Origin of the sequence: Croceibacterium sp. TMG7-5b_MA50 (assembly GCF_039830145.1) — a bacterium.
Classification (GTDB): Bacteria; Pseudomonadota; Alphaproteobacteria; order Sphingomonadales; family Sphingomonadaceae; genus Croceibacterium.
The window spans coordinates 2,841,945-2,865,372 of the sequence record NZ_CP156082.1 but is presented as its reverse complement, the minus strand read 5'-3'; the positions used below and the strand labels follow the sequence as shown (position 1 = coordinate 2,865,372).

At 62.7% G+C, this 23,428-nt stretch carries 16 protein-coding genes; 8 read left to right on the top strand and 8 right to left on the bottom strand.

Annotated elements, in window-relative coordinates:
• Positions 1-135 precede the first annotated feature (135 nt).
• A complete protein-coding gene (locus V5740_RS13190; protein ID WP_347302933.1) occupies positions 136-1,728 on the top strand; it encodes a hypothetical protein in 1,593 nt (530 codons plus the stop codon).
• 398 nt (positions 1,729-2,126) lie between these two features.
• Here the strand turns inward: V5740_RS13190 and V5740_RS13185 are convergent, their stop codons facing one another.
• Together V5740_RS13185 and V5740_RS13180 are read right to left on the bottom strand one after the other, a co-directional pair.
• Positions 2,127-4,436 (bottom strand): hypothetical protein, encoded by a 2,310-nt coding sequence (locus V5740_RS13185; RefSeq protein ID WP_347302932.1) that lies wholly within the window; start codon positions 4,434-4,436, stop codon positions 2,127-2,129.
• Positions 4,437-4,662: 226 nt separating this feature from the next.
• A complete protein-coding gene (locus V5740_RS13180; RefSeq protein WP_347302931.1) occupies positions 4,663-5,535 on the bottom strand; it encodes a glycosyltransferase in 873 nt (290 codons plus the stop codon).
• Positions 5,536-5,924: 389 nt separating this feature from the next.
• On the opposite strand from V5740_RS13180, the gene V5740_RS13175 reads away from it, so the two are divergent.
• Positions 5,925-6,977, top strand: coding sequence for a polysaccharide pyruvyl transferase family protein (locus V5740_RS13175; protein WP_347302930.1), 1,053 nt, complete (start codon positions 5,925-5,927; stop codon positions 6,975-6,977).
• 29 nt (positions 6,978-7,006) lie between these two features.
• Positions 7,007-8,407 (top strand): lipopolysaccharide biosynthesis protein, encoded by a 1,401-nt coding sequence (locus V5740_RS13170; protein ID WP_347302929.1) that lies wholly within the window; start codon positions 7,007-7,009, stop codon positions 8,405-8,407.
• 56 nt (positions 8,408-8,463) lie between these two features.
• Here V5740_RS13170 and V5740_RS13165 read toward each other — a convergent pair whose 3' ends face one another.
• Positions 8,464-10,356: an acyltransferase family protein gene (locus V5740_RS13165; protein WP_347302928.1), complete on the bottom strand. Its 1,893-nt coding sequence runs from the start codon at positions 10,354-10,356 to the stop codon at positions 8,464-8,466.
• A 347-nt stretch (positions 10,357-10,703) separates the two neighbouring features.
• Between V5740_RS13165 and V5740_RS13160 the strand changes: the two genes are divergently transcribed.
• Positions 10,704-12,650 (top strand): acyltransferase family protein, encoded by a 1,947-nt coding sequence (locus V5740_RS13160; protein ID WP_347302927.1) that lies wholly within the window; start codon positions 10,704-10,706, stop codon positions 12,648-12,650.
• 65 nt (positions 12,651-12,715) lie between these two features.
• Here the strand turns inward: V5740_RS13160 and V5740_RS13155 are convergent, their stop codons facing one another.
• Complete coding sequence (locus tag V5740_RS13155; RefSeq protein ID WP_347302926.1) at positions 12,716-13,744, bottom strand: glycosyltransferase family 2 protein; 1,029 nt, start codon at positions 13,742-13,744, stop codon at positions 12,716-12,718.
• Positions 13,745-14,091: 347 nt separating this feature from the next.
• Between V5740_RS13155 and galE the strand changes: the two genes are divergently transcribed.
• Positions 14,092-15,075 (top strand): UDP-glucose 4-epimerase GalE, encoded by a 984-nt coding sequence (gene galE / locus V5740_RS13150; RefSeq protein ID WP_347302925.1) that lies wholly within the window; start codon positions 14,092-14,094, stop codon positions 15,073-15,075.
• Here galE and V5740_RS13145 read toward each other — a convergent pair.
• Positions 15,041-16,318 carry an ABC transporter ATP-binding protein gene (locus V5740_RS13145; RefSeq protein WP_347302924.1) on the bottom strand — a complete coding sequence of 426 codons (1,278 nt, stop codon included), beginning with the start codon at positions 16,316-16,318 and terminating at the stop codon, positions 15,041-15,043. The genes galE and V5740_RS13145 overlap by 35 nt on opposite strands.
• Complete coding sequence (locus V5740_RS13140) at positions 16,318-17,142, bottom strand: ABC transporter permease (RefSeq protein WP_347302923.1); 825 nt, start codon at positions 17,140-17,142, stop codon at positions 16,318-16,320. The genes V5740_RS13145 and V5740_RS13140 overlap by 1 nt, the downstream gene beginning before the upstream one ends.
• A 189-nt stretch (positions 17,143-17,331) precedes the next feature.
• Between V5740_RS13140 and V5740_RS13135 the strand changes: the two genes are divergently transcribed.
• The 3 genes from V5740_RS13135 to V5740_RS13125 all read left to right on the top strand — a co-directional run bounded on the left by V5740_RS13135 (position 17,332) and on the right by V5740_RS13125 (position 20,607).
• Positions 17,332-18,282: a glycosyltransferase family 2 protein gene (locus V5740_RS13135; protein ID WP_347302922.1), complete on the top strand. Its 951-nt coding sequence runs from the start codon at positions 17,332-17,334 to the stop codon at positions 18,280-18,282.
• Positions 18,283-18,438: 156 nt separating this feature from the next.
• Positions 18,439-19,386: a UDP-glucuronic acid decarboxylase family protein gene (locus V5740_RS13130; RefSeq protein WP_347302921.1), complete on the top strand. Its 948-nt coding sequence runs from the start codon at positions 18,439-18,441 to the stop codon at positions 19,384-19,386.
• Between the two features lie 111 nt (positions 19,387-19,497).
• Entirely contained in the window at positions 19,498-20,607 is a 1,110-nt protein-coding gene (locus V5740_RS13125; protein WP_347302920.1) for a glycosyltransferase family 4 protein, read from the top strand.
• Here V5740_RS13125 and V5740_RS13120 read toward each other — a convergent pair.
• Together V5740_RS13120 and V5740_RS13115 are read right to left on the bottom strand one after the other, a co-directional pair.
• Positions 20,594-21,790: a glycosyltransferase gene (locus tag V5740_RS13120; protein WP_347302919.1), complete on the bottom strand. Its 1,197-nt coding sequence runs from the start codon at positions 21,788-21,790 to the stop codon at positions 20,594-20,596. The two genes, V5740_RS13125 and V5740_RS13120, sit on opposite strands and share 14 nt — an antisense overlap.
• A gap of 108 nt (positions 21,791-21,898) precedes the next feature.
• On the bottom strand, positions 21,899-23,107 hold the full coding sequence (locus V5740_RS13115; protein ID WP_347302918.1) for a glycosyltransferase: 1,209 nt from the start codon (positions 23,105-23,107) through the stop codon (positions 21,899-21,901).
• Between the last annotated feature and the right edge of the window lie 321 nt (positions 23,108-23,428).

Sequence of the window (23,428 nt, the reverse complement as noted above, 5' to 3'; positions counted from 1 at the left end):
TATAGATACGCAACATTACTACATGGCCAAGCCTGCTTTCTTATACAGTAAGCAGGCACATCTCCGTTGCGAGTTCGGCTCGGAGCGTGCCGACTAGCTACAACGCTCCACCACCCACTGGAAGAGGAAAGGCAAATGTCAGTAGTATATGTCTCGCCCACCGGCTCGGGCGATCGGAGCGGTAGCAGCAAGGCAAACGCCGCGGCCATCGATAGTCTCAACTCCATCGTGATCAAGGCTGGCGAAGGCGGCACGGTGGTTCTAGCTGCGGATGAAGGCGCCTATACCACCACCAGATCGCTGACGATTACCGGATCGGGGGTGACAATCACGGCGACCAACCGCGACGGTACGAGCGGAGTTGCCGTCTTCGAAGGGAGCCGGGCCGAGAACTGGACCGTCGGACAGGCGAACGGCAACGAACTGTTTCGCATCGCCGCCGGGGCGGACAATCTTGTGCTCGAGAACATGCATTTCGTGAATACCGGAACGGCCATACGGGTAATCGGCGATGTCGAGAATCTTACCGTCCGGGATATGGAGGCTGACAACGTCAGGCGATTTTTTGAGAACCTCATTTCGGGCGAAGAACAAACAGCCACGATTAGCGGACTTCTTATTCAGAATGTGGACGTATCTGGTTTTTCTAAGAATGCCATACGCCTGCAATACGATACCAATAATGTGCTGATACAGAATGTTCGCGGCGACAGCGAACGGCAGGATGGTGACAATTTCGCCATGGGCGTCCATCTGGACGATACGGTCCACGACGTCGTCTTTCAGCGCGTTATCATGGAAAACGCGATCCAAACCCGCGACGCGACGGAGTACTGGAACGGTGACGGGTTCTCTGCCGAACGGGGAACTTACAACATCTATTTCAGGGACACTGTTGCCCGCGGTAATGCGGATGGCGGATATGACATCAAGTCGTCGCATGTAGTGTTCGACAACGCATTGTCCGAAGGCAACGGGCGCAATTACCGGCTCTGGGGCGACGATATTGTCATGCGCGATTCCACCGGCCGTGATCCCGAAAAGATTGGCGGCACCACTTCGCAGGGGCAGGTGTGGGTGGGTGCCGGTGGCGACGTGACGATCATCAACAGCCAGTTCGAAGACGCCGGCACCAGCACCATCGTGTTCAACAACGAAGGCGGTGCCCTCCACCTGATTGATACAGAAGTCGAACTGGCCGAAGGAGCCCGGCTCACCTCCGGGCCCGTGACCGGCTTGTCGGAAAGAGATGTCGATCGCATGCCCCCTGCCGGATCATCATCTTATGAGCCGAGTCCGGCACCCGATGGCGGCGAAGGACTTTTGCCTAGCTTGGTCGGGTTGCTCGAAGACGTTCTGGGCGAGGGCAGAAGCGTCACCAATCTGCTGGAGGGGCTCTCGCACGACTTGCTGGCCTCCACCGGCTCGTCCCGGAACTTCGAGTTCTCGACCAACCGGGACGTGAGCTGGGCAGACGACCCTGATGCTCTTGCGGGATATCTACAGGACACCGGCTCCGCCCAGACTGGTCATGCGACCGAGACCTGGGCCTCTGACCAAGACATCGCCACGCCGGCGGATTTGGCGGGCATCGACGTCCAGTTCATGGCATCCCCTGATCTGCCCGACCTGCCCGCCTCGGCATTTCTCCTGAATAGCGGCGAAGGCGCCTATTACAATCCCGGCCAGGGCAATGTCGAAGATGGCTTTTCTTTTCTGATTGCCTGACCAAGCCGGCCGCTCTGCCATGCAACGTGGTTGGCTTTCAAGCAGACCCCGGGGCAAAGGACTTGCAAGAACCCGCGCGCAGCAACAGCCTTCTCGGCGGTAGACTCATAAACGGTGCCACGGTTTGCGCGCGGGCTGTTTCAGAGCCTCCATTGTGATGGAGGCTCTGGTGGCGCGGCTGCGAACTCTGCCTCGCGCTGGCTCAGGATGTCGCCACGGTCTTGCTCGACAACGTGCCCGGTCTGTTGTCGCGCGCGACCGTAGGTTCATCGGTAACGGTTCGCAAATCCATGCCGACCTTCATCCCAGCCAGCACTGTGACGCCGAAGGCGTGCAGCGCACACTCAGATCTGCACGCCCGTGTGAATATCCGTGACTCACGGCGGTCGGAAACCGCTCTAGTAACCCAAGGCTGTCAGCCGTTGGTCCATCGCCTGCAGCATAGGCAACAAGTTCATCACGTTGGCAACAGGTGCATCACTCGTCCCATCGATTCCGTAGATGCTTAAGGCAGGGTTCCGAGGCAGATTTGGCAGGAAGTTTCTACGCACGAGGGTGTTCACCTGCGTACCCTCCGGTATGGTGATGGCTGTCAGTGCCGGGTTATGCAGATGGACAGTGACCAGCCCAGATGCAGAGATAACAGGACTGATCTGAAGCGCGCCGGTTCGCGCTTGTCCCCATACCAGCCCGGTGATGCAGTCGGTGGTGTTCGCTCCTGGCACTTGGATGTCAAAGGAGGCGACATCGCCCGCCTGCACCTCAAGCGCATTCTCGATGGTCAACGTGCCGCCAAGTTCGCGGCTTTCGCTGCTGGAGTAGGCTGTTTCGACCCAAACCTGCGCATGCGCATCCCAACGCAACTCGATGTAATCGCCTGTCCGGCAAAGATGCCGGTCTTCCGGCAAACGGGCGCCCATGCCAGCCTGCGCGATGCGGATGATGCGTTTCCCATCGCCATCGGACAGACTGATGCGCGCGCGTTGCCCGTCAGCCATGCCGAACTGGTGCAGCAGACGTGCCGTATGAATGCCTTCGACCGCGGCACTGATGCTGTTGGCGATGCCCGGACGCAGGACCAGGTCGAACGCTCCGGGAGCAGGCACGGTCAAATTCGTACCTGCCGGCGCCAAAGGCTGAAAGCTTTCGCTCACCGTCAACCAAGGCCAGCGAAATGCAGGATGGCTGGTTTGATCGGCTCCTCCCGTCGGTACCGTGCCGGTTAGGTCGAAAGCCTGCCCGGCGGTTCCGGTCAGCGTGAACGAAACGCTGTCCTGATCCAGCAGGCCGCCCTGCATGGCCAGCAGGGTGCGGACACAATGGCCGCTCTGCGCCGCTCGTGCGGTCCGCCGGCCGCTGATCTGCACCGTAAGGAAGGATGGGACGGCATAGAATGCGCCAGTCTCGCTGCCCGGAATGGGCGTGACCCGGTCCTGTGGCCCGGCAATTGTCACGGCATCGAAGTTGCCCTTGCGGTCGGCCCAGGCATCGATCTCCAACTCGACATCTTCCAGTCGACCCCGATTGAGGAACACCACTGTCGTGTCGGTAGTCTTGAGGCGGCCGCGCAGGTGGGCGCCAAGCTGCATGGCGGCCACATTCTCGACCAGCACTTCATGGAATTGGCTGTAGGGCTGTTCCTGTCCGGGTGCTTGCAACTCGCCATCTGTGCTACCGGTGATCAGACAGGTAGGCATGTCATGCAACCGCACGGCATTGAAGTGATGCCCCAGGGTACTGACGATCTCGACCGTGCCGGCCCGGCCCGCAACGACATTCAGATAGCGGCCGGGGCCCGAGTTGACGGACAGGATGGCCGCGGCCGGGGTACCGGCGAACACGCAGTTTTCGAGCAGTTCCTCCGCCGGCTCCGACGATCCCTTCCGAACGTAAAGATCACCGGCGCAGTCATGAATGGCGAAGTCGCGCAGGTGCAGGCGGCGAACATTGCCCTGTAAATGCAACCCGCAATGGGTCCGGTTAGGCTCGCTAGCTTCGGCGGCAGTTCCGTCGATCTCGATATTCTCGATCAGGAGCTCATCGATGACTGGCGCCGCGGGATCGACCAGGATCGCGCTGCCGATCCAGGGCACCTTGCCGTTCGCGGCGCGCGGTTGCCAATCCGCCTGCCAGTCGGAAATGGCGGCCTGCTGCACCACGTTGTCATTGCGACCGCCAACGGCGTTGCGACACTCCAAGATCACGCGCCCCGCGCCGCTGCCGCGCAGGACGATCCCCTTGCTCACGACCAGGCACGATCCCGCCGGGTGCAACCAGTTTAGGCCATCAGGCCGCACCGGCGCCCACAATTCGTAACGCGGCTGCGACAGCAGCACGCCGCGCAAGCCGACGGCTTCGGCATAGGCGATCGCCGCTTGAATATAGGGTTGCTGATTGACGCCGGGTGCGGAGCGCGGACAGCCCAGCTGCTCGGGAGTGACATAGCCACTCGCATCTCCCGCAAGGCGCAGGAACTTGCCCTTGCCCATGGCGATCACCGCCGCAGGATGGTCCCGGAACAGCGCCTCGTCGGCCAGCAGGTCGCTCAGATAAGTCGCGGCGCCCAGCCCACTTTCAGAATGACCGATACTGTCGATCCGGTTCAGCCCGGTGCGCTCCGCTGCTCGCAGGTGATCGGCAAAGGTCTGCGGCACCGCGGCTGTGGCCTGCGTGGCGATCGCACGCGCCACGAAATCGATCGCGCTCATGGCGCCACTCCGCGCGACTTGAACGAAGTGCAGGATTGGTGCTGCACACGATTCTCGGAACCGGCGTGAGTGGCGGCGACCTCGTCGGCCGGCGAGGCGGGAATACGGCAGAACAATCGTTCATTGCTGGTTTGGTTGTAGGGCATCGGGGCCTCCTTTTTCGCGAGACCCAAGATCAGCTAAAGATGGATATGCCTGTAGGAAAGCCAAAAAGGCGCCTGGCCGACTAGGCCCGACGTGGATCGCCACCCATGGACAATCTCAGCAACTCCGAGATGGAGGTCGTCGCCATCAGCACCACCAGCGGCATGACGCTGATCTTCTGCCCCAATCGCAGGCCTGGTGCGCGGGCCATGGCTGAAAGGCGGCGCAGGCATCCGGCGATCTCCGCGCGGATTAACCGGTACAGGCTTTTGTCCTTGCGCGCCCAGGCCCCGCCTGCGACCCGTCGCCGCTTTCTCAGCAACTCGGAAACGTCGCCGCGTGAGGGATGGTACACCACTGCGTTCTCGGCATAGACGATGCGCAGCCCCTGCCCGGACAGCCTGGACGACAGCAGGTAGTCGCCGCCCGACTTGACCCGTTCGTCGAAACCGCCCGCATCCCTGATGACGCTGGTGCGGCTCACCCAGTTGGCGGTGACGCATGTTCCGCGTTTGACTGCCTCGTGCTGCTTGAACGAAAGTTCCTTCTCGATCAGGTAGGCCCGCTGCGATCCCCCTTCGCTGGGGATGACCTCTATCCGGCCCGCCACGATTCCGGTCTGCGCGTCGCCCTCGATCAGCGGGATGGCGGAGGACAGCCAAGCGGCATGCGCCATGCAGTCGGCATCGGTGAACGCAACATAGGTTCCCGTGGCGATCTTCAGGCCGGTATTTCGCGCGGCATAGGAGCCCGGCTTCTCCTCACGCAAGAGGGTCACTTCCGGGTAACGGCCGATGATTTCAGCCGTGCGGTCAGTGGACCCGTTGTCCACCACGATGATCTGCACTGCCGCTGCCGGGTAGCTCTGCTGCAGCAGCGACCGGATCGTGTCCTCGATCGTTGCCTCGCCGTTCCAGACGGGGACGATCACGCTGACAACTGGCCGTTCCTGCATCAGTCAAGCCGCCCGACGGTAGCCCAGGGCGCTGGCTGCGCAGGTGCAATCGATGCACAGCTTAGGCGGCCGATCGCCCGCTGCAGACGACACAAGTTTGCGCCTGAAGCGCACCCGCCCGGACCGACAATGCCCTTCGATCTAATCTTACTGCTCACCCGGCCCCTCGAATCAGGTAGGTCGTCGCCACGGTCGGAACGAACAGCGTACCTGTTACAAGCTCTGCTTCCTTTTGCGCAATGCACCATCGGGTGCCTTGCACGCTTTCCTTCGGCGCGTGCGTCGCAAACCGGGATTTCTCAGCACGGGCAGCTTGCCACCCGATGGTCTTTTGCTGCATCTGCGTAATTCGGATGCGCAGCCGATCTGCGCCTGTTTGGAGGCGGCAGATGCAGGTGTTTGCGAGGGTTGTCGGTCAGGAAGATAACATCGGCGACATCGTGCTGAGAAGACAATATCTGCAAACCGCAGCCAGTTACGGGTCCTTGCATCTTTTTGCCGGTGAACACAGCGCGGCATATCTCGAAAGCCTGCAATTTCCCGATGCGAAGTACTATTCCTCTCATCGCCTCTGGTGGTCGGCCATGCTCTCCGCCGCCAAACAAGGACCAGTGCTCCTCTTTGACAAGCCTGGTGAATTGCAGACCAGCTGGAGGTCCGTGCGGTCACAATTGAAAAGTCATTTGCGGCGACGCCTGCTCACCCGTCGCGGGGGCCGGACCGTCCTGCTGGGTGTCGGACTGCGACATTCTCTGCCGCTGCTTAGGCGCATCGCGCTGCGCGCCGCCTTCAGCGATTATCTGCTGATCGGATGGCGTGACGTGCGCTCGCACAAGGAACTCGGCGTTGGGCAGGTCATGCCGGATTGGGCATTTGCCGAGGAGGCGACGAACGAATCGGAGGGCGATCGCAACCTGCTGATCGTGTCCATGCGGGGGGATCGCCCATCGCCGAGTGCCCGCTGGTTCAATCTGCTCGGTGAGTTCGCGCAGCGGCATGGACTACAGGTGCAAGTCGTAACGCAGGTCGGGCGTGACGAGACACGGTCGGGCGAAATCGCCGCGCGTCTCGGCGTCGCTCCGATGCCGTGGATGACGGGAGATTACGCGGCCCAGGAACGTGCCCTGCGCACGCTCTACCAACGCGCGCGGCTCGTCGTCAGCGATCGCATGCACGTTCTAATCGTCGCGGCGAACGAAGGTGCGGTGCCCTTGTGCCTGACAGACTGGCCGGAAGAGAAGATCGAGCGGCATTTTCAGGCGATCGGGTTTGAGGATGTTAGTTCCGTCCTGCCGTCGACTGACGATGCAGCGGCCCGGCTGCTGGACCAGCAAATCACCAGGACCGAAGAACTGAGCGAGAAGCGCGCCGCCGCCAAAGGCGCAATAAGGGAGATGGAGGCGCGCCTGCAGAAGATCGTGCGCGCCGGAGATCGCCGGTGAGCCTGGCGCGATCTGCCTCGCGGGGCGCGATGACGACCCTGTTCTGGCAAATGCTGAGAACCGGGTTGCAGATCGGCTCGCTGATTGTCCTGTCGCGCCTGCTGGGGCCACGGGAGATCGGCCTGATGTCCATGGTCGTGGCGATCACTGGGATTGGCGGCCTGCTACGAGATTTTGGACTCTCGGTCGGATCGGTGCGGCTCAAGAACCTGTCACATGAAGAAAAGTCCAACCTCTTCTGGGTGAATGGCCTACTTGGCTCCTGCATTGCGGCCATCTGCTTCTTGCTGGCAGTTCCCATCGCGAATTTCTACGATCAACCTGAACTGGTAAACATCACCCGCATACTTTCAGTCACGTTCCTGATCAGCGGCCTTTCAACGCAGCTGCAAGCGGAACTGCAGCGCAACCTGCGGTTCTCCACCATGGGTGCGATCGAGTTGACCGCACAGGCTGTCGGCGTGGCCGCGGCTATTCTGGTCGCTTTGCAGACGCCGACCGTGGCTGCACTGCTTACCCAGGCGATCGTCCAGTCCGTGACCTTCTTCCTGTTCCAGCTTGCAAAGACACAATGGTGGCCTTCCTGGCCCAGCCGCACGACCTCGATCCGGCATATCGTCCGCTTCGGCGCGGGCCTCTCCGGCACCCAATTGCTCGCCTATGTGTCCAAGAATGTCGATAATGTGCTGATCGGCATGCGCTTCGGCGCTTACGAGTTGGGCGTGTACAGCCGGGCGTTCCAGCTTGTTACCACCCCCCTGCTCCAGATGATGTCGCCGATGAGCCGGGTCAGCCTGCCGGTATTTGCTCGCATCGTCGATGATGACCAGCAGTTCCTGCGCTACCTCGTCGCGGCGCAAACGGTCGTAATTGCCGGGGGCGCGTTGTTCTTTGGCTGCTTGGCCGGGACTGCGGATGTGATCATCGGCATCCTGCTCGGATCGGCGTGGCTGGCCGCGGCACCGATCTCGCAGGCGCTCGCTGCCGGCGCGGTGTTCAAGCTGCTCGGACAGGTGCCATACTGGATTTTCGTCGCTTACGGCGCGTCTGGCCGTCAGTTCAAGCTGTACCTTGTAGGCCAACCGATCATCATCGCCTGCATCGTCGGCGGCTTGTCCTTCGGCAGCATCGGCGTCGCGTGGGGGGGCACCATCGGCTACGGCATTTTCTGGGCCATGCAGATGTGGACCGCACAAAGCGTGGCGCGAATCGATGTGAGGAAACTGGCCGTAAACGGCATCATGACCGCCGCTGTGATCGGCCTGCCGGCAGCAGCGATCACCTTTTCGGTGCTGAGGTTCGTCATCGGCGGTATACCCGGTCTTTTCCTCGGCCCCTTGCTGGCATGCCTGTACACCGGCCTGCTGATTGCCCTGATGCCAGAGCGTCGTCGTCTGTTAATCCAGATCGTCAGGCAGGCGCGCGGCTGATCTGGTTGAAAGGGAATGCACCCGGGCGGTGCTGAAACCCTGCAGAGTTCGGGGTTTCAGCGCTCGCTTGCCAGAACGAAGCGGGCACCTGCCAGGCTTAGATGCTTGTCGTCGAAATACAGAACGCCTTCATCGGGCAAATAGGCGCGACAAATGCCTTCGACGCACAGGCGGTCAGCGGGTTTGATGGAGTCTGCGCGCAGGCGCGCGGTCAGCTCGTCGAGGAAGGCCGTCACCGAACCCAGCTGTGCATCGAAGTCAGCGACGTCGAGACCATATGAGGAGCGTCGCTCGACCGGGACGAGCGCCAGCGCAAGTGGCACGCTGAATCGCTGCCGTGGGACAGGATAGACGATGGTCAGCCGCTTGCCCGCAGCGCTGAGCCGCTCCGCCGCGGCGGCGAAGCCCTGCAGAAACCGGGCCCCGTAACGGGGATCGTCCGTTCGGTAGATCAAGTAATCCGCGACCAGCACGACGTGCGTGGCACTTGGATCGCGGAGGAGCGCATCAAGTATCTTCGCGTTATGCGCCGGGCAACCGATACGGTTTGAAGGCAAGAAGCCGACCGAAGGCGGGCAGGAGGAGGAGGTGATCTGGATGACCTGGCCGCCGCTCGCACGCAAATTCTCGCCTAGTGCGACCGCGAGCTCGGCGCCAAAGCTGTCTCCCCAGACAGCCACCTGATATCGGGCGGGCTCGGCTCCGAACGTGCAGCTTTGCGCATAGCTTACTTCGGTTTTCTCCTCCTCATTGCTGTGGCACTGCAAGCGGCGCGGATTGCTGTCCTTGGCGGCGGCAAGTATTGCGCGGTCTTCGTCAGCGAAGCGGTTCGGCAGGCCGCGCCCTCCAATGAGGACAAGACAAGCAGCAGCGACAACGGCCATGACCGCGACCCCACCCGCGAGCACCCGGCGATCCGGAAGCGCGAGGCGCAGCATTGGCTGCTCGACGAAGCGCCAGCTCAGTACGGACAGGGCAAAGGCGACGGCGACAGCTGCGATCAGCTGGACCGGCGTAGCGTCGTTCAGCGTCGCCCAACGAAGGAATACGAAGACCGGCCAGTGCCACAGATACAGCGAATAGGACAGACCGCCGACGAACAGAAATGGCCTGATGGACAGCCAACGGCCGGCGGCCGAGTCCCGTCCCTCGCCCGCGTAGAGCACCAGCGCGGTACCGACGCAGGCCGGTAGCGCCGCCAGGCCTGGGAAAACCGACGTCGGGGTTAGCAACGCGTAAGCCCCGGCGATCAGCGCAAGACCAACCCACGATAGCACGTCAAGCATGCGCTCGGAGCGCGGCTTCGGCAGGCCTGCGGCGATGATGCAGCCGACCAGCAGCTCCCAGGCGCGGGTCGCGACCGAGTAGAAGGCCGGTGACGCGTGACCCGTGCGCAGCAGCACCTCGCAGATCACGAGCGAGCCAAGCAACCCCAGCCACAGGAGCGGCTTGAGCCACCGGCGCCAATAGCGCGAGACAAGGTAGAGGAAGATGGGGAAGAAGAGGTAGAACTGCTCCTCCACCGCCAACGACCAGGTGTGCAGCAGGGCGTTCAGCTCGGCACTGTCAGTGAAATAGCCGGTCTGTCGCTGCAGGACGATGTTCGAGACGAAGAAGATCGTGCCCAGCGTGGTGCGCGCAAGCGTGGCGAGTTGCTCCGGCGGGAGCAGCACTAGACCGCAGATGAGCGTCGTGGCCAGCACCAGGTAGAGCGCGGGAAAAAGCCGCCTCACGCGCCGTACGTAGAAATGGGCGATGGAAAACTGGCCGGCGGCGATCTCCCGAAGGAGAATGTGGGAGATGAGATAGCCGGAAATGACGAAGAATACGTCGACCCCGGCGTAGCCGCCCGGAATCAGGTGCGGATACGCATGGAAGAGCACCACGGGAATGACCGCGAGCGTGCGCAGTCCCTGAATGTCGCCGCGGAACCGCTGAAGACTGCTCATTCTATCCCTCACTGTGCTGCATGGTCGAGATAGCCGCCTTGCGTGAGGCCCGGCGCTTCAACCGTCCGTGCAAGGTGGCCTGCCAAGCAGAAATCACGTTGCGCCACATGCGACGGGCTGTGCCCCGACCGGGATGACATGCTGCAGCGCAGCAAGAAAACACTTTGCAGCCACACCTCCCTCATATAGGTTAATAGTTGAAGCTTTGGAAGCGATTTTGAAGCCTTGAATAAGTTTTACGCTCGACGTTGTTTGCCTGACGATAGATATTCCAAGTTATCTGCCTGAATTTGCGTGCATTCACGCAGGCCTTCCTTGTTATTTATTTGGCATTCGCTCCGTAATAGATGGATGAACTTGCCATGAAAGGTGCCTCGGCCTTAGGCCCCTCGTCATCGCTGCCGCTATTCGGCTCTTCGGCTGCGCGCGCCACGGTCGGCCATCGGCGAGACATTGACGGGCTGCGCGCGCTGGCGGTGCTGCCGGTCATCTTGTTCCACCTGCGCAGCGGTCTGTTCAGCGGCGGGTTCATCGGTGTCGACGTCTTCTTTGTCATCTCCGGCTTCCTCATCACGGGAGTGATCGCGCGCGAGATGGAGGAGAACAGGTTCTCCATCCTGAAATTTTACGAACGCCGGGCACGGCGCATCCTGCCTGCGCTGTTCGCCACTTGCCTGCTGGTCCTTGTCGCCGGCCTGCTGATCTTCATGCCGGACGAACTGCGCGATGTGGGGACTAGCCTGGTCGGAGTGGCGACGTTCTCGTCCAACGTCCTGTTCTGGCAGCAGATTGACTACTTCAACGGCGCGGTCGAGCTGAAGCCGCTGCTTCACACGTGGTCGTTGGCCGTCGAGGAGCAATTTTATCTCTTTTTGCCGCTGCTGCTTCTGCTGCTCGGCAAAAAAGGACCGGGTGGTTACCGGGTGCCCTTGCTTGCGCTCCTGGTGGTGTCATTCGCCGGCGGCATCGCTGCTGTGTGGCTCGCGCCGGAAGCCAATTACTATCTGCTGCCAACCCGCGCATGGGAATTGCTGGCCGGCTCCGTCGTTGCGCTCGGCTATGTGCCGCCGCACCGCTCCGCCGCGCAGGCGGAGATGTTTTCGGCCACCGGCATTGCGCTGATCCTGGGCGCTTCGGTGTGGCTGGATTCCAGCAGCCCCTTCCCAGGCTACAACGCCCTGTGGCCCTGCCTTGGTGCGGCGATGTTCATCCACGCCAACAGCGCGCATGAAACCCGGATGGGCGCGCTGGTCGGTACCGCGCCGCTCATCGCCATCGGCCTCATCTCCTATTCGCTTTACCTGGTCCATTGGCCGGTCATCGTGTTCTTCGAATACGCGCTGATCCGACCCGCCACATTGGCGGAAAAAGTGGGCCTGCTTGCCGGGATGATCGCGCTGGCCGCCCTGTTCTGGCGATTTGTCGAACAGCCCGTTCGCAACCGCGAGAAAGTTCCTGATCGGGTGATCTGGATCGGATCCGCGATTGGGCTTGCGGCGCTCGCCGGTGCCGGATTGACCCTCTATCTGACCGACGGGCTGCCCCGGCGGTTCGCCAACCTGCAGATCACGGAAACGACGCAGCCTGCGGCGACGGCAGCAAATTGCTTTCTCAATGACGCTGAAGAGGCATGGGGCGGGGATGCCTGCTTTATCACGCGCAAGGCCGCTGCGCCCGTCACCTTGCTGTGGGGGGACTCGCATGCCAACCATTACAAGCACGGCATCTCCGCATCTTCGCCCGTCGATGCGAACATCCTGCTGTATTCGTCCGCTGCGTGCCTGCCGGTGCTGCACAATACCGGCGAACCGCGCCCCTATTGCGATGCGGTCAATGCCCGGGTGCCGGACATCATCGACCAATTCGGCGTGCAGCAGGTCATCCTGTCAGGGCATTGGGAATATGCCAGCGAGGAGAGCGGCATGCCGCTCAGCGATGTGGCGCAGACCGTGCGACAGTTGAGGAAGTGGGGTTTGCGTGTGATGATCGTGGCGGACAGCCCGGAATACAGCTTCTCCAATCCCGAATATCTGGCCCACCGTCTGCAGCAGCGGGACAAGCCGCTTGCGCCATTCTACATGCAGCCGCGCAACGATTGGCGGACCAACAGGACCTTGCAGCAGATGGTGGGGCCGCGAGACTACTTCGACCCGGCGGAGGTGCTGTGCCGGAAGGATGGTTGTCTGGTCTATGAAAATGGCGAGACGATCATGAGCGATAACGGGCACTTCAGCGTCTATGGGTCAAAGAAGGTGGCGGCCGCCATGCTGCCCTTCGTGCAGCGTACGCAGTAAACGGCAAGCACTGCGGACCATCCGGCGTCTGCCGGCGAAGCCCGGCCGGGAGTGGAACGCGTCGGTCAGTCGTGACGCGTGCCGTGCCCCCGGGGTGCCGCCTCGTCGAGAACATAGGGCATTGCCCCGATCGCAAAACGCCGCTCGGTCACAGCACCCGCTGCGTGGGCGATCTTCGTGGCGAGCAGGCGGCAGGCGAGCCACGCCCCGCTGCCCAATTCGGCCATCGTCCCGGCTGCATCCAGACGCATCATCCGGGCAATCATAACGCGCGCTTCATTCCAGCGCCGATGGCGGATCAGCCGCGACAGGGTAAAACGCATCACTCTGATATTGCCGCGCTGCAGCTTCCTTCGCCAAAGCGGATGGCGCTCCGCGATCTCTGCGGTGACGATGGCGCGGGAGCGCATCATCGCATCGACATTCGTTGACATTCCGGAACCATGGATACGGTAACCCAGCAGATAGGCTGGAACAATCGCGGTCGCGTATCGCTCGATGATGCTGAAATAGAGCCGGTAATCCTCGCACCCTTGCGCGTTGCGCGCCCGCAGCGATGCGTCGTACCCGCCCACTTCGATGACGGCTTCCCGCAGCAGCAGCGGCAGACTGCCGGACCCCAGGATGTTGTTGCGACACATCGCGGGCAACAGCGCATCGGCATCTGGCATGTCGGCATATTTGCGGGCTACCCGATCAGCTTCGTCGATCTGGACGTACCAGCCGTAGACCAGGCCGATCGTCCGGTCGGCCCCCGATGCGGCGGTCAACTGCTGTTCCAGCTTGTCCGGAGCCCAGAGATCGTCGGCATCGACCGGGGCAACGTATCGACCCCGCGCCTGCGCAATCCCCGCATTGCGCGCGGCTGCGACGCCGGCATTGTCCTGCCGGACGAGGCGGATGCGCGGATCGCTGCGGCTCCATCGCTCCACCTGGGCCGCAGTATCGTCGGTCGACCCATCGTCCACCACGATTATCTCCATCGCCCGGTGTGTTTGCGAGACGATGCTCTGCAGCGTGCGATGGATGAAATGACCGGCGTTGAACGCTGGCACGATTACGGAAACGAGCTCTTGGGGGTCGTAGGTGCCCACGGCTCAGCCTGCCCACCCATGCAGGTCCGGCAGGCACGACATGGGCGGAGGTGATGCAATTGCCGCCATCGCCATCATACCCCGATTGGTCGCCTGCATCCGATCCTTGCCCAAACAGCGCGTCGTGACAAACAGCGTATCGCCCCTGGGGTGAGATGTCGCAGCCTAGACAATCACGCCATAGACGCTGGTGCTGGCAGGAGGAAGTGGTAGCGTGAAGCGACGAATTCGGCGTGGCTGCGGGAGGTGTCGGTTTGATCGCGGGGTATCGTGGTTGACGGAGCCGGCTGGTCGATCCGACGCTCGACTGGATGCGGCGCACGGCGCCTGAAACTTATGGAGGCTGCATGAAGACGGTTCTGGTGACAGGTGGTGCCGGTTATGTCGGCTCGCATTGCTGCAAGGCGTTCGCCGCAGCCGGGTGGAACGTTGTCACGCTGGATAATCTAAGCCGGGGCTGGCGCGATGCGGTGAAGTGGGGCCCGCTGGTGGAGGCGGATATCGCGGACCGGGACGCGGTTGGCGCGGCGATCGACCGCTACGCACCCGATCTCGTCGCCCACTTCGCGGCCTACGCCTATGTCGGGGAATCCGTCGAGCAGCCGGATCTCTATTACTCGAACAACACCGCCGGGACGCTTGCTCTGCTGGAAACGATGCGTGCCAAGGGCGTGGCGCGGATCCTGTTTTCCAGCACCTGTGCGACTTACGGCAATCCGGTGCGCCTGCCGATCGATGAAGATCACCCGCAGGCGCCGATCAACCCGTACGGCTGGTCGAAGTTCATCATTGAACGCATGCTGGAAGATTACTGCCAGGCATATGGCTTCTCATCCACGATCCTGCGCTATTTCAATGCGGCCGGCTGTGACCCTGACGGGGAGATCGGCGAACGGCATGAGCCGGAGCCCCATGCCATCCCCCTCGCCATCGCGGCCGCGCTGAAGGAGGGTGGCGTCTTCCGCGTCAACGGCACCGCCTTCGACACGCGGGACGGCAGCGCCATCCGCGACTACATCCATGTCGCCGACCTTGCCGATGCGCATGTTCTGGCAGCGGAAAAGCTGCTGGATGCAACCGGGGTGGAGATTTTCAACCTGGGCACCGGCACCGGAACATCGGTGCTGGAACTGGCCGATACGGTGAACCGGGCGACAGGGGGCGGGCTGCAGGTCGTCCATGCCCCGCCCCGGCCCGGCGATCCGGCGATGCTGGTGGCCTCGGCGGCCCGCGCCCAGGCGAAGCTCGGCTGGATGCCGTCGCGATCATCCATCGACTTCATCGTGGAGACGGCGCTCAGGTGGCAACAGAGCCGGTTGCAGCATCCCTGACCTGGTACTGGACATCCCACCGCCGAGGCGGGCTCAACGGCCCGGTGGTGGCCACGCCGTTGCTGATGGTGATGTGGGAGACACGCCATTGGTAATCATAAGCGTAGGCCCAGCCTGCCTCGTACAATCCGATCGTCAGGAAATAGTCGCCTGGGGCGAGGTCCAGCCTGTCGATGGTGAGCCGCACGGAGCGAAGCTGACCCAGTTCGGGCAGGTCGATGCCCTCGCCCCACGTATTCAGGTCCAGCGGATTGCCGCGCTCGTCATTTCCGAACGCCACGGCGACGATGCCACGCTTCTGCAGCCCGGCGCCGTCGATGTCGATGTCGATGACGATGGGCTGATCGGGCGAGAAAATCTTCGAGCCATCGCCATTCGGACCACTGACACGGACCCCGGAGATCCTGGCTTCAAAGGAGCCGAACCGGTTCTTCATCGGTTCGAGAGTCACCCCATCGGTGGAGATCACGGTTGGAAAGTCGTCCCTGGTCATCACACGCGTCCGGTTCATCATCGTGACGCGGTAATCCGGCACCACCGTGGCCGCTGCGCCAAGTGCCGCGACATGGCCGCCGCTCAGCCACAGCACGCGATCGCACAGCTTTTCCACCTGCCCCAGATCGTGACTGATCAATACGATCGTGCAGCCCCGGGCCCGGAATGACTGGATGCGATCGAGGCATTTCTGCTGGAAGGCGACATCGCCGACCGATAGCACCTCGTCGATCAGCAGGATGTCGGGCTGAACGTGAGCCGCCGTGGCGAAGCCGAGACGCAGCTTCATCCCGCTGCTATAGGTGCGGACCGGATTGTCGATGAACTGCTCCAGCTCGGCAAAGCTGATGATCTCGTCCAGTCGCTCCCTGATCTCGGTTCGTGACAGCCCGGCAATGACGCCGTTGATCAGGATATTGTCGCGACCGCTCAGATCCTCGTGCATGCCGGAATTCAGGGCCAGCATGCCCCCCACGCGGCCGCCCGTCAGCAGCTGTCCCTCGTCCGGCTGCATCACGCCGCCCAGCAGCCGCAGCAAGGTCGACTTGCCGGCGCCATTGTGGCCGACGACCCCCAGCATCTCGCCGGCCGGGACTTCGATCGACAGGTCACGCAGCGCCCAGAAATGGTCGGTCGAGCGCTTGTGCGACCCCAGGCGCAACAACCACTCCTTGGCGGTGCGGGGCGCGTCTTCGTGCCGTGCGCGGAACCGCTTGCCGACACCGCTGGCCGAAATGCGACCTTGCATCAAATCTCCTCCAGGAAATTGGCACTCGCGCGCATGAAATAGCGGTGCGCGATGACCAGCAGTACGATCGATGCGGCAGCCACGATCGCGAGCGGCAGGAATTGCGGCGCCACCCCGTCGATCACCACGGCCCGATACCCGGCGATGATATGGTACAAGGGGTTGAGCTGGAGGAGGGAACGGTATTCTGCCGGAATGGAAGCCGGATCATAGAATATTGGGGAGATGTAGTAGCCAAGCTGCAGCACCACCGGCAGGATATATTGCGTATCCCGGAACACGACATTCAAAGCCGCGACGATATAGGCGAAGCCCAGCATCAGCAGGAACTGCACCGCCGCGATCAGCGGCATAAGCAGGATCGATACATGCAGCCCGGCCCCTTCGATCAGGGCGATCAGGATCAGAACCGGAGTGGCAGCGGCAAAGGTAATCAGGTTGGTGGCGATCGCCGCAATCGGCAGCGCGGCCACGGGAAAACCCGGTTGCATGATCAAGTTCGGCCGCGACGTGATGCTGCCGACAGAATCATTCAACGCCGACTGGACCCACATCCATGCAAGGACGCCGATAAAGACGTAAGTTGCGTAGAACGGTACGGAGATCGCAAAGGCAATCCGGAAAACCGTATAGAAAACCGCCAGGTACATCAGGGGGCTGATGAGGGACCAGCCCAGGCCGATGACGGTATTCTTGTACCGGCCCTTGTAATCCCGTGTGACGAGGACGACGATTACATCCCACAGTCGCACCAGGGTGCCGCCACCTGCACCCGCGCCTGTCCGCGTGGAAATACCGGGTGCGTCCGACCGCCCGCTACTCATCAATGTGCTTCCCGCTCGGCCGTCCATCACATCGATGGATTTCCCCGGCAACTTGCTAGCGCCCTCTGACCTGCCTGTCTTGTCCTGTGACGCTGCCGCATGCATGGTAATGAGACAATGCAGGGTTCATCACTTGGCCGAACCGCTGGTCAATCAATATGGCTGTGCCAAATCTGAGGAGTGTTGCGGGTGGACGTGCGCGAGGAATTGGTCAGCGTAATCATACCGGCCTACAATGCGGCCGCGACCATAACGGAAACGCTGGAAAGCGTTCGCGCGCAGACATACCGGGCGCTCGACATTATCGTGGTCGATGATGGCTCGTCCGATGACACGCGCGCTTTGGCGGAGGCGCAGGCAGCCCTTGATCCGCGCATCCGCGTCATCACGCAGAAGAACGGGGGGGTGGCGGCAGCCCGGAACCACGGACTGGACGTGTCGCAAGGGGCCTTTGTCGCGCCTGTGGACGCGGATGACCTCTGGCGTCCGCGCAAGATTGAACGTCAGATGCGGGCGATGCGCGCCGGCGGGCCGGAAACGGGGCTAGTCTATTGCTGGAGCGCGGTGATCGACGGACATGGCACCATCACCTCCCGCGGTGGCAGGCCGGTCCATGAAGGCGATGTGCTGCCGCAATTGTTCGTCGGCAACTTCGTGGGGAATGGCAGTTGCGCGTTGATGCGGCGCGATCTCGTGATCGAAGCGGGCGGCTATGACCCGGGCCTGCGGGCGCAAAGGGCACAAGGGTGCGAGGACTGGAAGCTGTACCTGCTGCTTGCGGAACGCAGCCTGTTCACCGTGATCCGCGATCATCTTGTCGGCTACCGGGCACTGGCAGGATCGATGTCGGGCGACGCGGCGCAGATGCTGCGATCCGACGCGATCGTGCGTGCCGAGATGCTCGAAAGGCACCCCCATTCCATCTACGAACTGGATTATGGCCGCCGGTTCTACATCGACTGGCTGATACGCGAATCGCTGACAAACCGGAACTGGCAGCGCGCATCGTCCGTGCTGGAGGAAAAGACCCGTGACGGCAGCGTGCTCGGACGCGCGAAAGAACGCGCAAGACTGGGTGCCCGCTTCCTCAAGTATCGTCTGGACGATCGCAAGGTGTTCAAGGATATCCGGTTCATGTAGGCGGCGATCCGCTGTCCATCGGTCGGCTCCGCTGGCGCTCCCGGTTGTCCAGGCTGGCCGACCGGGTGGTTCAAGTCGAGACGCTATCGCCGCAGGCGCTTGAAGATTCTGCTCTTTCAGCCATGCCACAGGCAGGTGTGACTAAGGGGGCGAGGCATGCATCGGAAGCGGATACTTGTGACGGGGGGCGCCGGCTTTCTGGGCTCCCACCTGTGTGACCGGCTAATCGCGGCCGGCAACGAGGTCATCTGCCTCGACAACTTCTTCACCGGATCGCGCGACAACATCCGGCACCTGCTGTCGCACGATCTGTTCGACGTTGTCCGTCACGACGTCACGCAGCCGATCCATCTGGAAGTGGACGAGATTTACAATCTCGCCTGCCCCGCCAGCCCGGTGCACTACCAGCGCGACCCGGTCCAGACCACCAAGACCAGCGTACACGGCGCGATCAACGTCCTCGACCTCGCCCGCAGGCTGCACGTCCGCGTCCTGCAGGCGTCAACGTCGGAGGTGTATGGCGACCCGGAGGTGCACCCGCAGCCGGAGTCATACTGGGGCAAGGTTAACCCGACCGGGTTCCGGTCCTGTTATGACGAAGGGAAGCGGTGTGCGGAAACGCTGTTCTTCGACTACAACCGGCAATATCAGCTCGAGATCAAGGTCGCGCGGATCTTCAACACCTATGGCCCGCGAATGCAGCCGGACGATGGCAGGGTCGTGTCGAACTTCATTGTCCAGGCGTTGTCCGGCTCTCCCATCACGATCTATGGCGACGGCTCGCAGACCCGCTCCTTCTGCTACGTATCAGACCTGATAGACGGCCTGATCCGCCTGATGAATACACCGGAGGATGTCACCGGGCCGATCAACCTCGGCAATCCGGGTGAGTTCACGATGTTGCAACTGGCCGAACTGGTGGTGGAGTTGACCGACAGCCGATCCCCGATCGAATTCCGGCCGCTCCCCGAGGATGATCCACGCCAGCGCCAGCCAGAGATTGAACGTGCCCGCACCGCTCTGGGCTGGGCGCCAAGCGTCGCCTTGCGTGACGGGCTGGTGGAAACCGTGTCCTACTTCCGCTCTCTGCTGGCGCAGCGATAATCCGCGTCATGAAGGCGCCCGATCATGGCGTCGTGCCTTGCGCGGCTCCGATCACATGATTGACAGGATGGCGGGCGGTCGCCGCATCCCGGCAGCGTTCGGGAAGCGGTGATGCACGTCTGCGTGATAGGGCTGCGCGGCGTGCCCAACGTGATCGGCGGGATAGAGGCGCAGTGCGAGCGCCTGTATCCCGCGATCGTGGCAAACGATGCGGACGTGCGGGTCACGTTGCTGATCCGGCGCGGCTACGGACCGGAAGACCGCTTCGATTTTCGCGGCACGCAGGTGCTGTCGCTCTGGTCGCCGTTCATCTGGGGCGTCGACACCGTGGTGCATACGGCATGGGCCATCCTCTATGCCTGGCTGCGGCTGAAGCCCGACATCATCCACATCCACGGGATAGGGCCGGCATTCTTCACCCCGCTGGCATGGCTGCTGCGCGTCCGTACGGTCGTGACCCACCACGCCCCCGACTACCAGCGCCCCAAGTGGGGTCACCTGGGCCGCCTGTTCCTGATGACGGGGGAACGGCTGGCCGGCCGCTTCGCCAATCGCGTAGTCTGCGTCAGCGACTGGCTCCGCGACGACTTCCTCCAACGGGTTCCGGCGGCCCGGCGCCGCACCGTTGCCATCCGCCATGCCGGCAGCCTCGATGATATAGCCACCGGCGGCTCCTCGACAGTCCTGGACGATCTCGATCTGGAAGCGGGTCGATACCTGCTGGCCGTCGGGCGATTGGAAGCCACCAAGGGCTTCCATGAACTGGTCGCCGCGTTCGCCGGTGCCGGTCTCGACGGGTACAAGCTTGCCATAGTCGGATCTGCCGCGGGCAACACTGCCTATGCCGAGGCATTGCAGGAACAGGCCCCGGCAAACGTCGTGTTCGCCGGCTATCGGTCCGGCGCCGATCTTCGGCAACTCTACGAAGGGGCGGCCCTGTTCGTCCACCCCTCCCACATGGAAGGCTTTGGACTGGTGGTGGCGGAAGCCCTGTCGGCCGGGATTCCCATCCTGCTCAGCGACATACCGCCGCATCGAGAGTTCGGGCTTGAACCACAATGCTACCTGCCGGTGGGCGATGTCGATGCGCTCACCGCCGCGCTGACGGTGCAGGATTACAGCGCATACCTGTCGCGCGAAGCCATTGCACACCATCGTACGGACTGGTCGATTGCCGCGCGTGACCACATCGCGCTGTATACCGCCATCATGGCTGACTAGCGCGATCCCGGCCTGATCCCGCGGCGACACCGTCAAACAACCGCCAATACTGGCCGCTGATGATCGGAGCCGCAAAATCGCCGGCCCGCTGGATAGATTTCTGCCTGTATCGCTCCAGCATGGGGTTGGCCGCCATCAAGTCTATCGCATGGGCAAGGGCCGCATCGTCCTGAGGCCTGACCAGCATGCCATATTCCGCCAGGGCGACCTCGCCGGCGGCGGTGGGCGCCGCACCACGCAGGATCTCCGCCGGGCCGGATGGGCAATCCGTCGCGACGATGGGCTTGCCCAGAACCATCGCCTCGACCAGCGCATTGGGGAACCCCTCGTTGAGAGAAGAGGAAACAAAGAACTTCGCACGGGCGATGATGGCGAACGGATTGGATGCGTAACCAGGCAGTATCACGCGATCGGTCAGGTTCAAATCCGTGACGAGGCGTTGCAGTTCGCTCCGCTGCCCCCCTTCCCCCACGATGACCAGTTGCCCGCCTATACGGCTAGCGGCAAAGGCCCGGATCAGGCCGGCGAAGTTCTTGCCTAGTTCCAACCGGCCGGCCGCAACGATGAAGCGGTCAGGCAAGGCAAACTCCGGCTCCTTCTCCCCGTCGCGGCGGATGGCGGCGATGTCGTACGGGTTGTTGATCGTGGCGAGCTTGGACCGATCGACACCGAAATTCAGCGCAAGATCCTCGCTGACGCCTTCCGAAACGCCCAGGATGCGGGTCGCCAGACGGTAGCACAGGCGCGGGGCGACGCGGGCGGCAAGATGGCGCCAACCACGATACTTCAGGCGAAAATGGGATGTCAGGTGCATCCGTTCGCATACGATCACCGGGATACCGAGCAGCCGGCCAGCGCAGGCGGATGCCACATTGGCGCGGACGAGGAAGCTCACCACCAGGTTCGGGCGCAGTTCAGCCAGGCAGGTGCGCAGGACCCTGATCGAACGCCCGGTCCGCTCCCGCGCGTCCAGCGTATGCACGACGATGCCGGCGGGCATCTGTCGGCGATGCGCCATGTCGTCCAGGATGACCAGGTGGATATCCCAGTCCGGCCGCTTCGATAGCCCCGCCTCCAGGATATTGGCCAGTGCCCGCTCGGCCCCGCCATAGCCGATGGAGTTGATCACGAAGGCAATACGCCGCCTGTTGCTCGGCCGGTCCGCGCCGGTACACTTCGACATGGTTCCAGCCATACGGCGGTCGATCACCTTCAACCAGCGGCTTTCGGGTCCGCGCCGAACGGGGCATCGGCGGGCGGCAGGCCCCGCCGTGCCCGTAGCGCGCAGGCGTCAGGCAGCGCGGCGCGCGGTCCTTGCCGCGCCGGACATCACTTCCTGAGGAGGACGCCCTTCGCCACGCGCGGAACGCGGGGTGCGAGCATAGAACACCAGCCCGGATATGGCCCCGCTCACCTGTTGACCCAGAAAGCGCGTGTTGGGGGTTACGCCACGGAGCAGCCGTTTCACATACCCGCCAAGATAGTAGCGGGGCATCGCGAAGAACGCCCGGTACAGATTGCCGATGTCGCCGGTGCGTTCGTACTGCACCATCAGCGCCGCCGTATGCCCCCGCAGATAATGGAAGATCTGGCTTTTCAGGCCATCGATGGTCAGTCGGTGGTGGTGCCAGACAACCGCCGTCGGTTCGTATCGGCAGGTCAGGCCGGCGGCGAGGATGCGGTACCAGTACTCCGAGTCACCGGAACAGCCCGCCTGCCCGACATCCAGCCGTTCGTCGAACAGGCCGATCTGGTCGAACACGCTGCGGCGGAAGGCCATGTTCGCCCCGGCGCCGACGGTCCAGGCGGGACAACCGCGCCTGCGGGTGGACCGGTAGAAGTCACGATCGTAATCGATCCGGTCGTATCCCCGGCCGAAACTCCAGTCGCGTTCGAACAGCCACTGCGCTTCGGTGATCAGGGTGGCGGGTAGCACCAGCCCGGTGACGGCCGCCACATCCGGGCGATCGAATGCGGCGACCACGTTCTCGATCCACCGCGGGTGGATCTCGGTGTCGTCATCGGCATACAGGATGATCTCTCCCGTGGAGGCGAGAACACCGCTGTTGCGCGCGAAATCGAGGCCCGGCCGATCCTCCCGCACGTAGGTGACACCGGCACTTTCCGCGACACGCCGCGTCTGCGGCCCCTTGGAGGCATTGTCGACCACGATGATCTCGTCTGCCGGCATGCTCTGCCCGGCAAGGCTTGCCAGGCAACGGCGCAGTTCCTCCGGCCGGTCCCGCGTGCATACGACAAGGCTGGTCGTCGGGCGTCGCAACGGCTGCGGGCGTGACGCCCCGCGCCGTGCCACCCGGTCGACGATGTCACTGGGCAGCCCCGTGCTTGCACCGGGCGCAAGCCAGACCTGCCCGACCGGAAGGTCACCCGCAATGAAGATGGCCAAGGTGCGCTTTGACACAGTGACGGCGGTATCGGGATCGGCCGGCAGAGCGATCACGTCCACGAACTTGTCGGCGCCAGATGAGCCTGTCCACATTGATGCGAAACTCCTCGCGACCGGTTACTTCTTTGCAGCCGCTTGAAACCCCTCATCAGTCGCAGCTGGGCATAGGGGTGGGCGTTAGGCGCAATCGCTATTGTGCGATATCAGACATTTGATCGTCAACCAGCAGGAGGTACGCCCGGCCGCTCAAACTGTGCCATTTTGAGCAAATAGAGGTTAAGAAAAGCTCTCCGCATTAAACAGATGCATACGGCCTCCGGCTGTGCTGGCCTGTCCCGGCTCGGCGGTGACCGCCTGCACCTCGCCCCTGTCGCAGGTGGCGGGAGACCGTCCGATCGACATGGAAGCGCTGAT

Bases quoted from the DNA above. Each gene is read 5' to 3' on its own strand.
- V5740_RS13190 (WP_347302933.1), top strand. From the start codon at position 136: ATGTCAGTAGTATATGTCTCGCCCACCGGCTCGGGCGATCGGAGCGGT.
- V5740_RS13185 (WP_347302932.1), bottom strand. From the start codon at position 4,436: ATGAGCGCGATCGATTTCGTGGCGCGTGCGATCGCCACGCAGGCCACA.
- V5740_RS13180 (WP_347302931.1), bottom strand. From the start codon at position 5,535: ATGCAGGAACGGCCAGTTGTCAGCGTGATCGTCCCCGTCTGGAACGGC.
- V5740_RS13175 (WP_347302930.1), top strand. From the start codon at position 5,925: ATGCAGGTGTTTGCGAGGGTTGTCGGTCAGGAAGATAACATCGGCGAC.
- V5740_RS13170 (WP_347302929.1), top strand. From the start codon at position 7,007: ATGACGACCCTGTTCTGGCAAATGCTGAGAACCGGGTTGCAGATCGGC.
- V5740_RS13165 (WP_347302928.1), bottom strand. From the start codon at position 10,356: ATGAGCAGTCTTCAGCGGTTCCGCGGCGACATTCAGGGACTGCGCACG.
- V5740_RS13160 (WP_347302927.1), top strand. From the start codon at position 10,704: ATGGATGAACTTGCCATGAAAGGTGCCTCGGCCTTAGGCCCCTCGTCA.
- galE (WP_347302925.1), top strand. From the start codon at position 14,092: ATGAAGACGGTTCTGGTGACAGGTGGTGCCGGTTATGTCGGCTCGCAT.
- V5740_RS13145 (WP_347302924.1), bottom strand. From the start codon at position 16,318: ATGCAAGGTCGCATTTCGGCCAGCGGTGTCGGCAAGCGGTTCCGCGCA.
- V5740_RS13140 (WP_347302923.1), bottom strand. From the start codon at position 17,142: ATGAGTAGCGGGCGGTCGGACGCACCCGGTATTTCCACGCGGACAGGC.
- V5740_RS13130 (WP_347302921.1), top strand. From the start codon at position 18,439: ATGCATCGGAAGCGGATACTTGTGACGGGGGGCGCCGGCTTTCTGGGC.
- V5740_RS13125 (WP_347302920.1), top strand. From the start codon at position 19,498: ATGCACGTCTGCGTGATAGGGCTGCGCGGCGTGCCCAACGTGATCGGC.
- V5740_RS13120 (WP_347302919.1), bottom strand. From the start codon at position 21,790: ATGTCGAAGTGTACCGGCGCGGACCGGCCGAGCAACAGGCGGCGTATT.
- V5740_RS13115 (WP_347302918.1), bottom strand. From the start codon at position 23,107: ATGTGGACAGGCTCATCTGGCGCCGACAAGTTCGTGGACGTGATCGCT.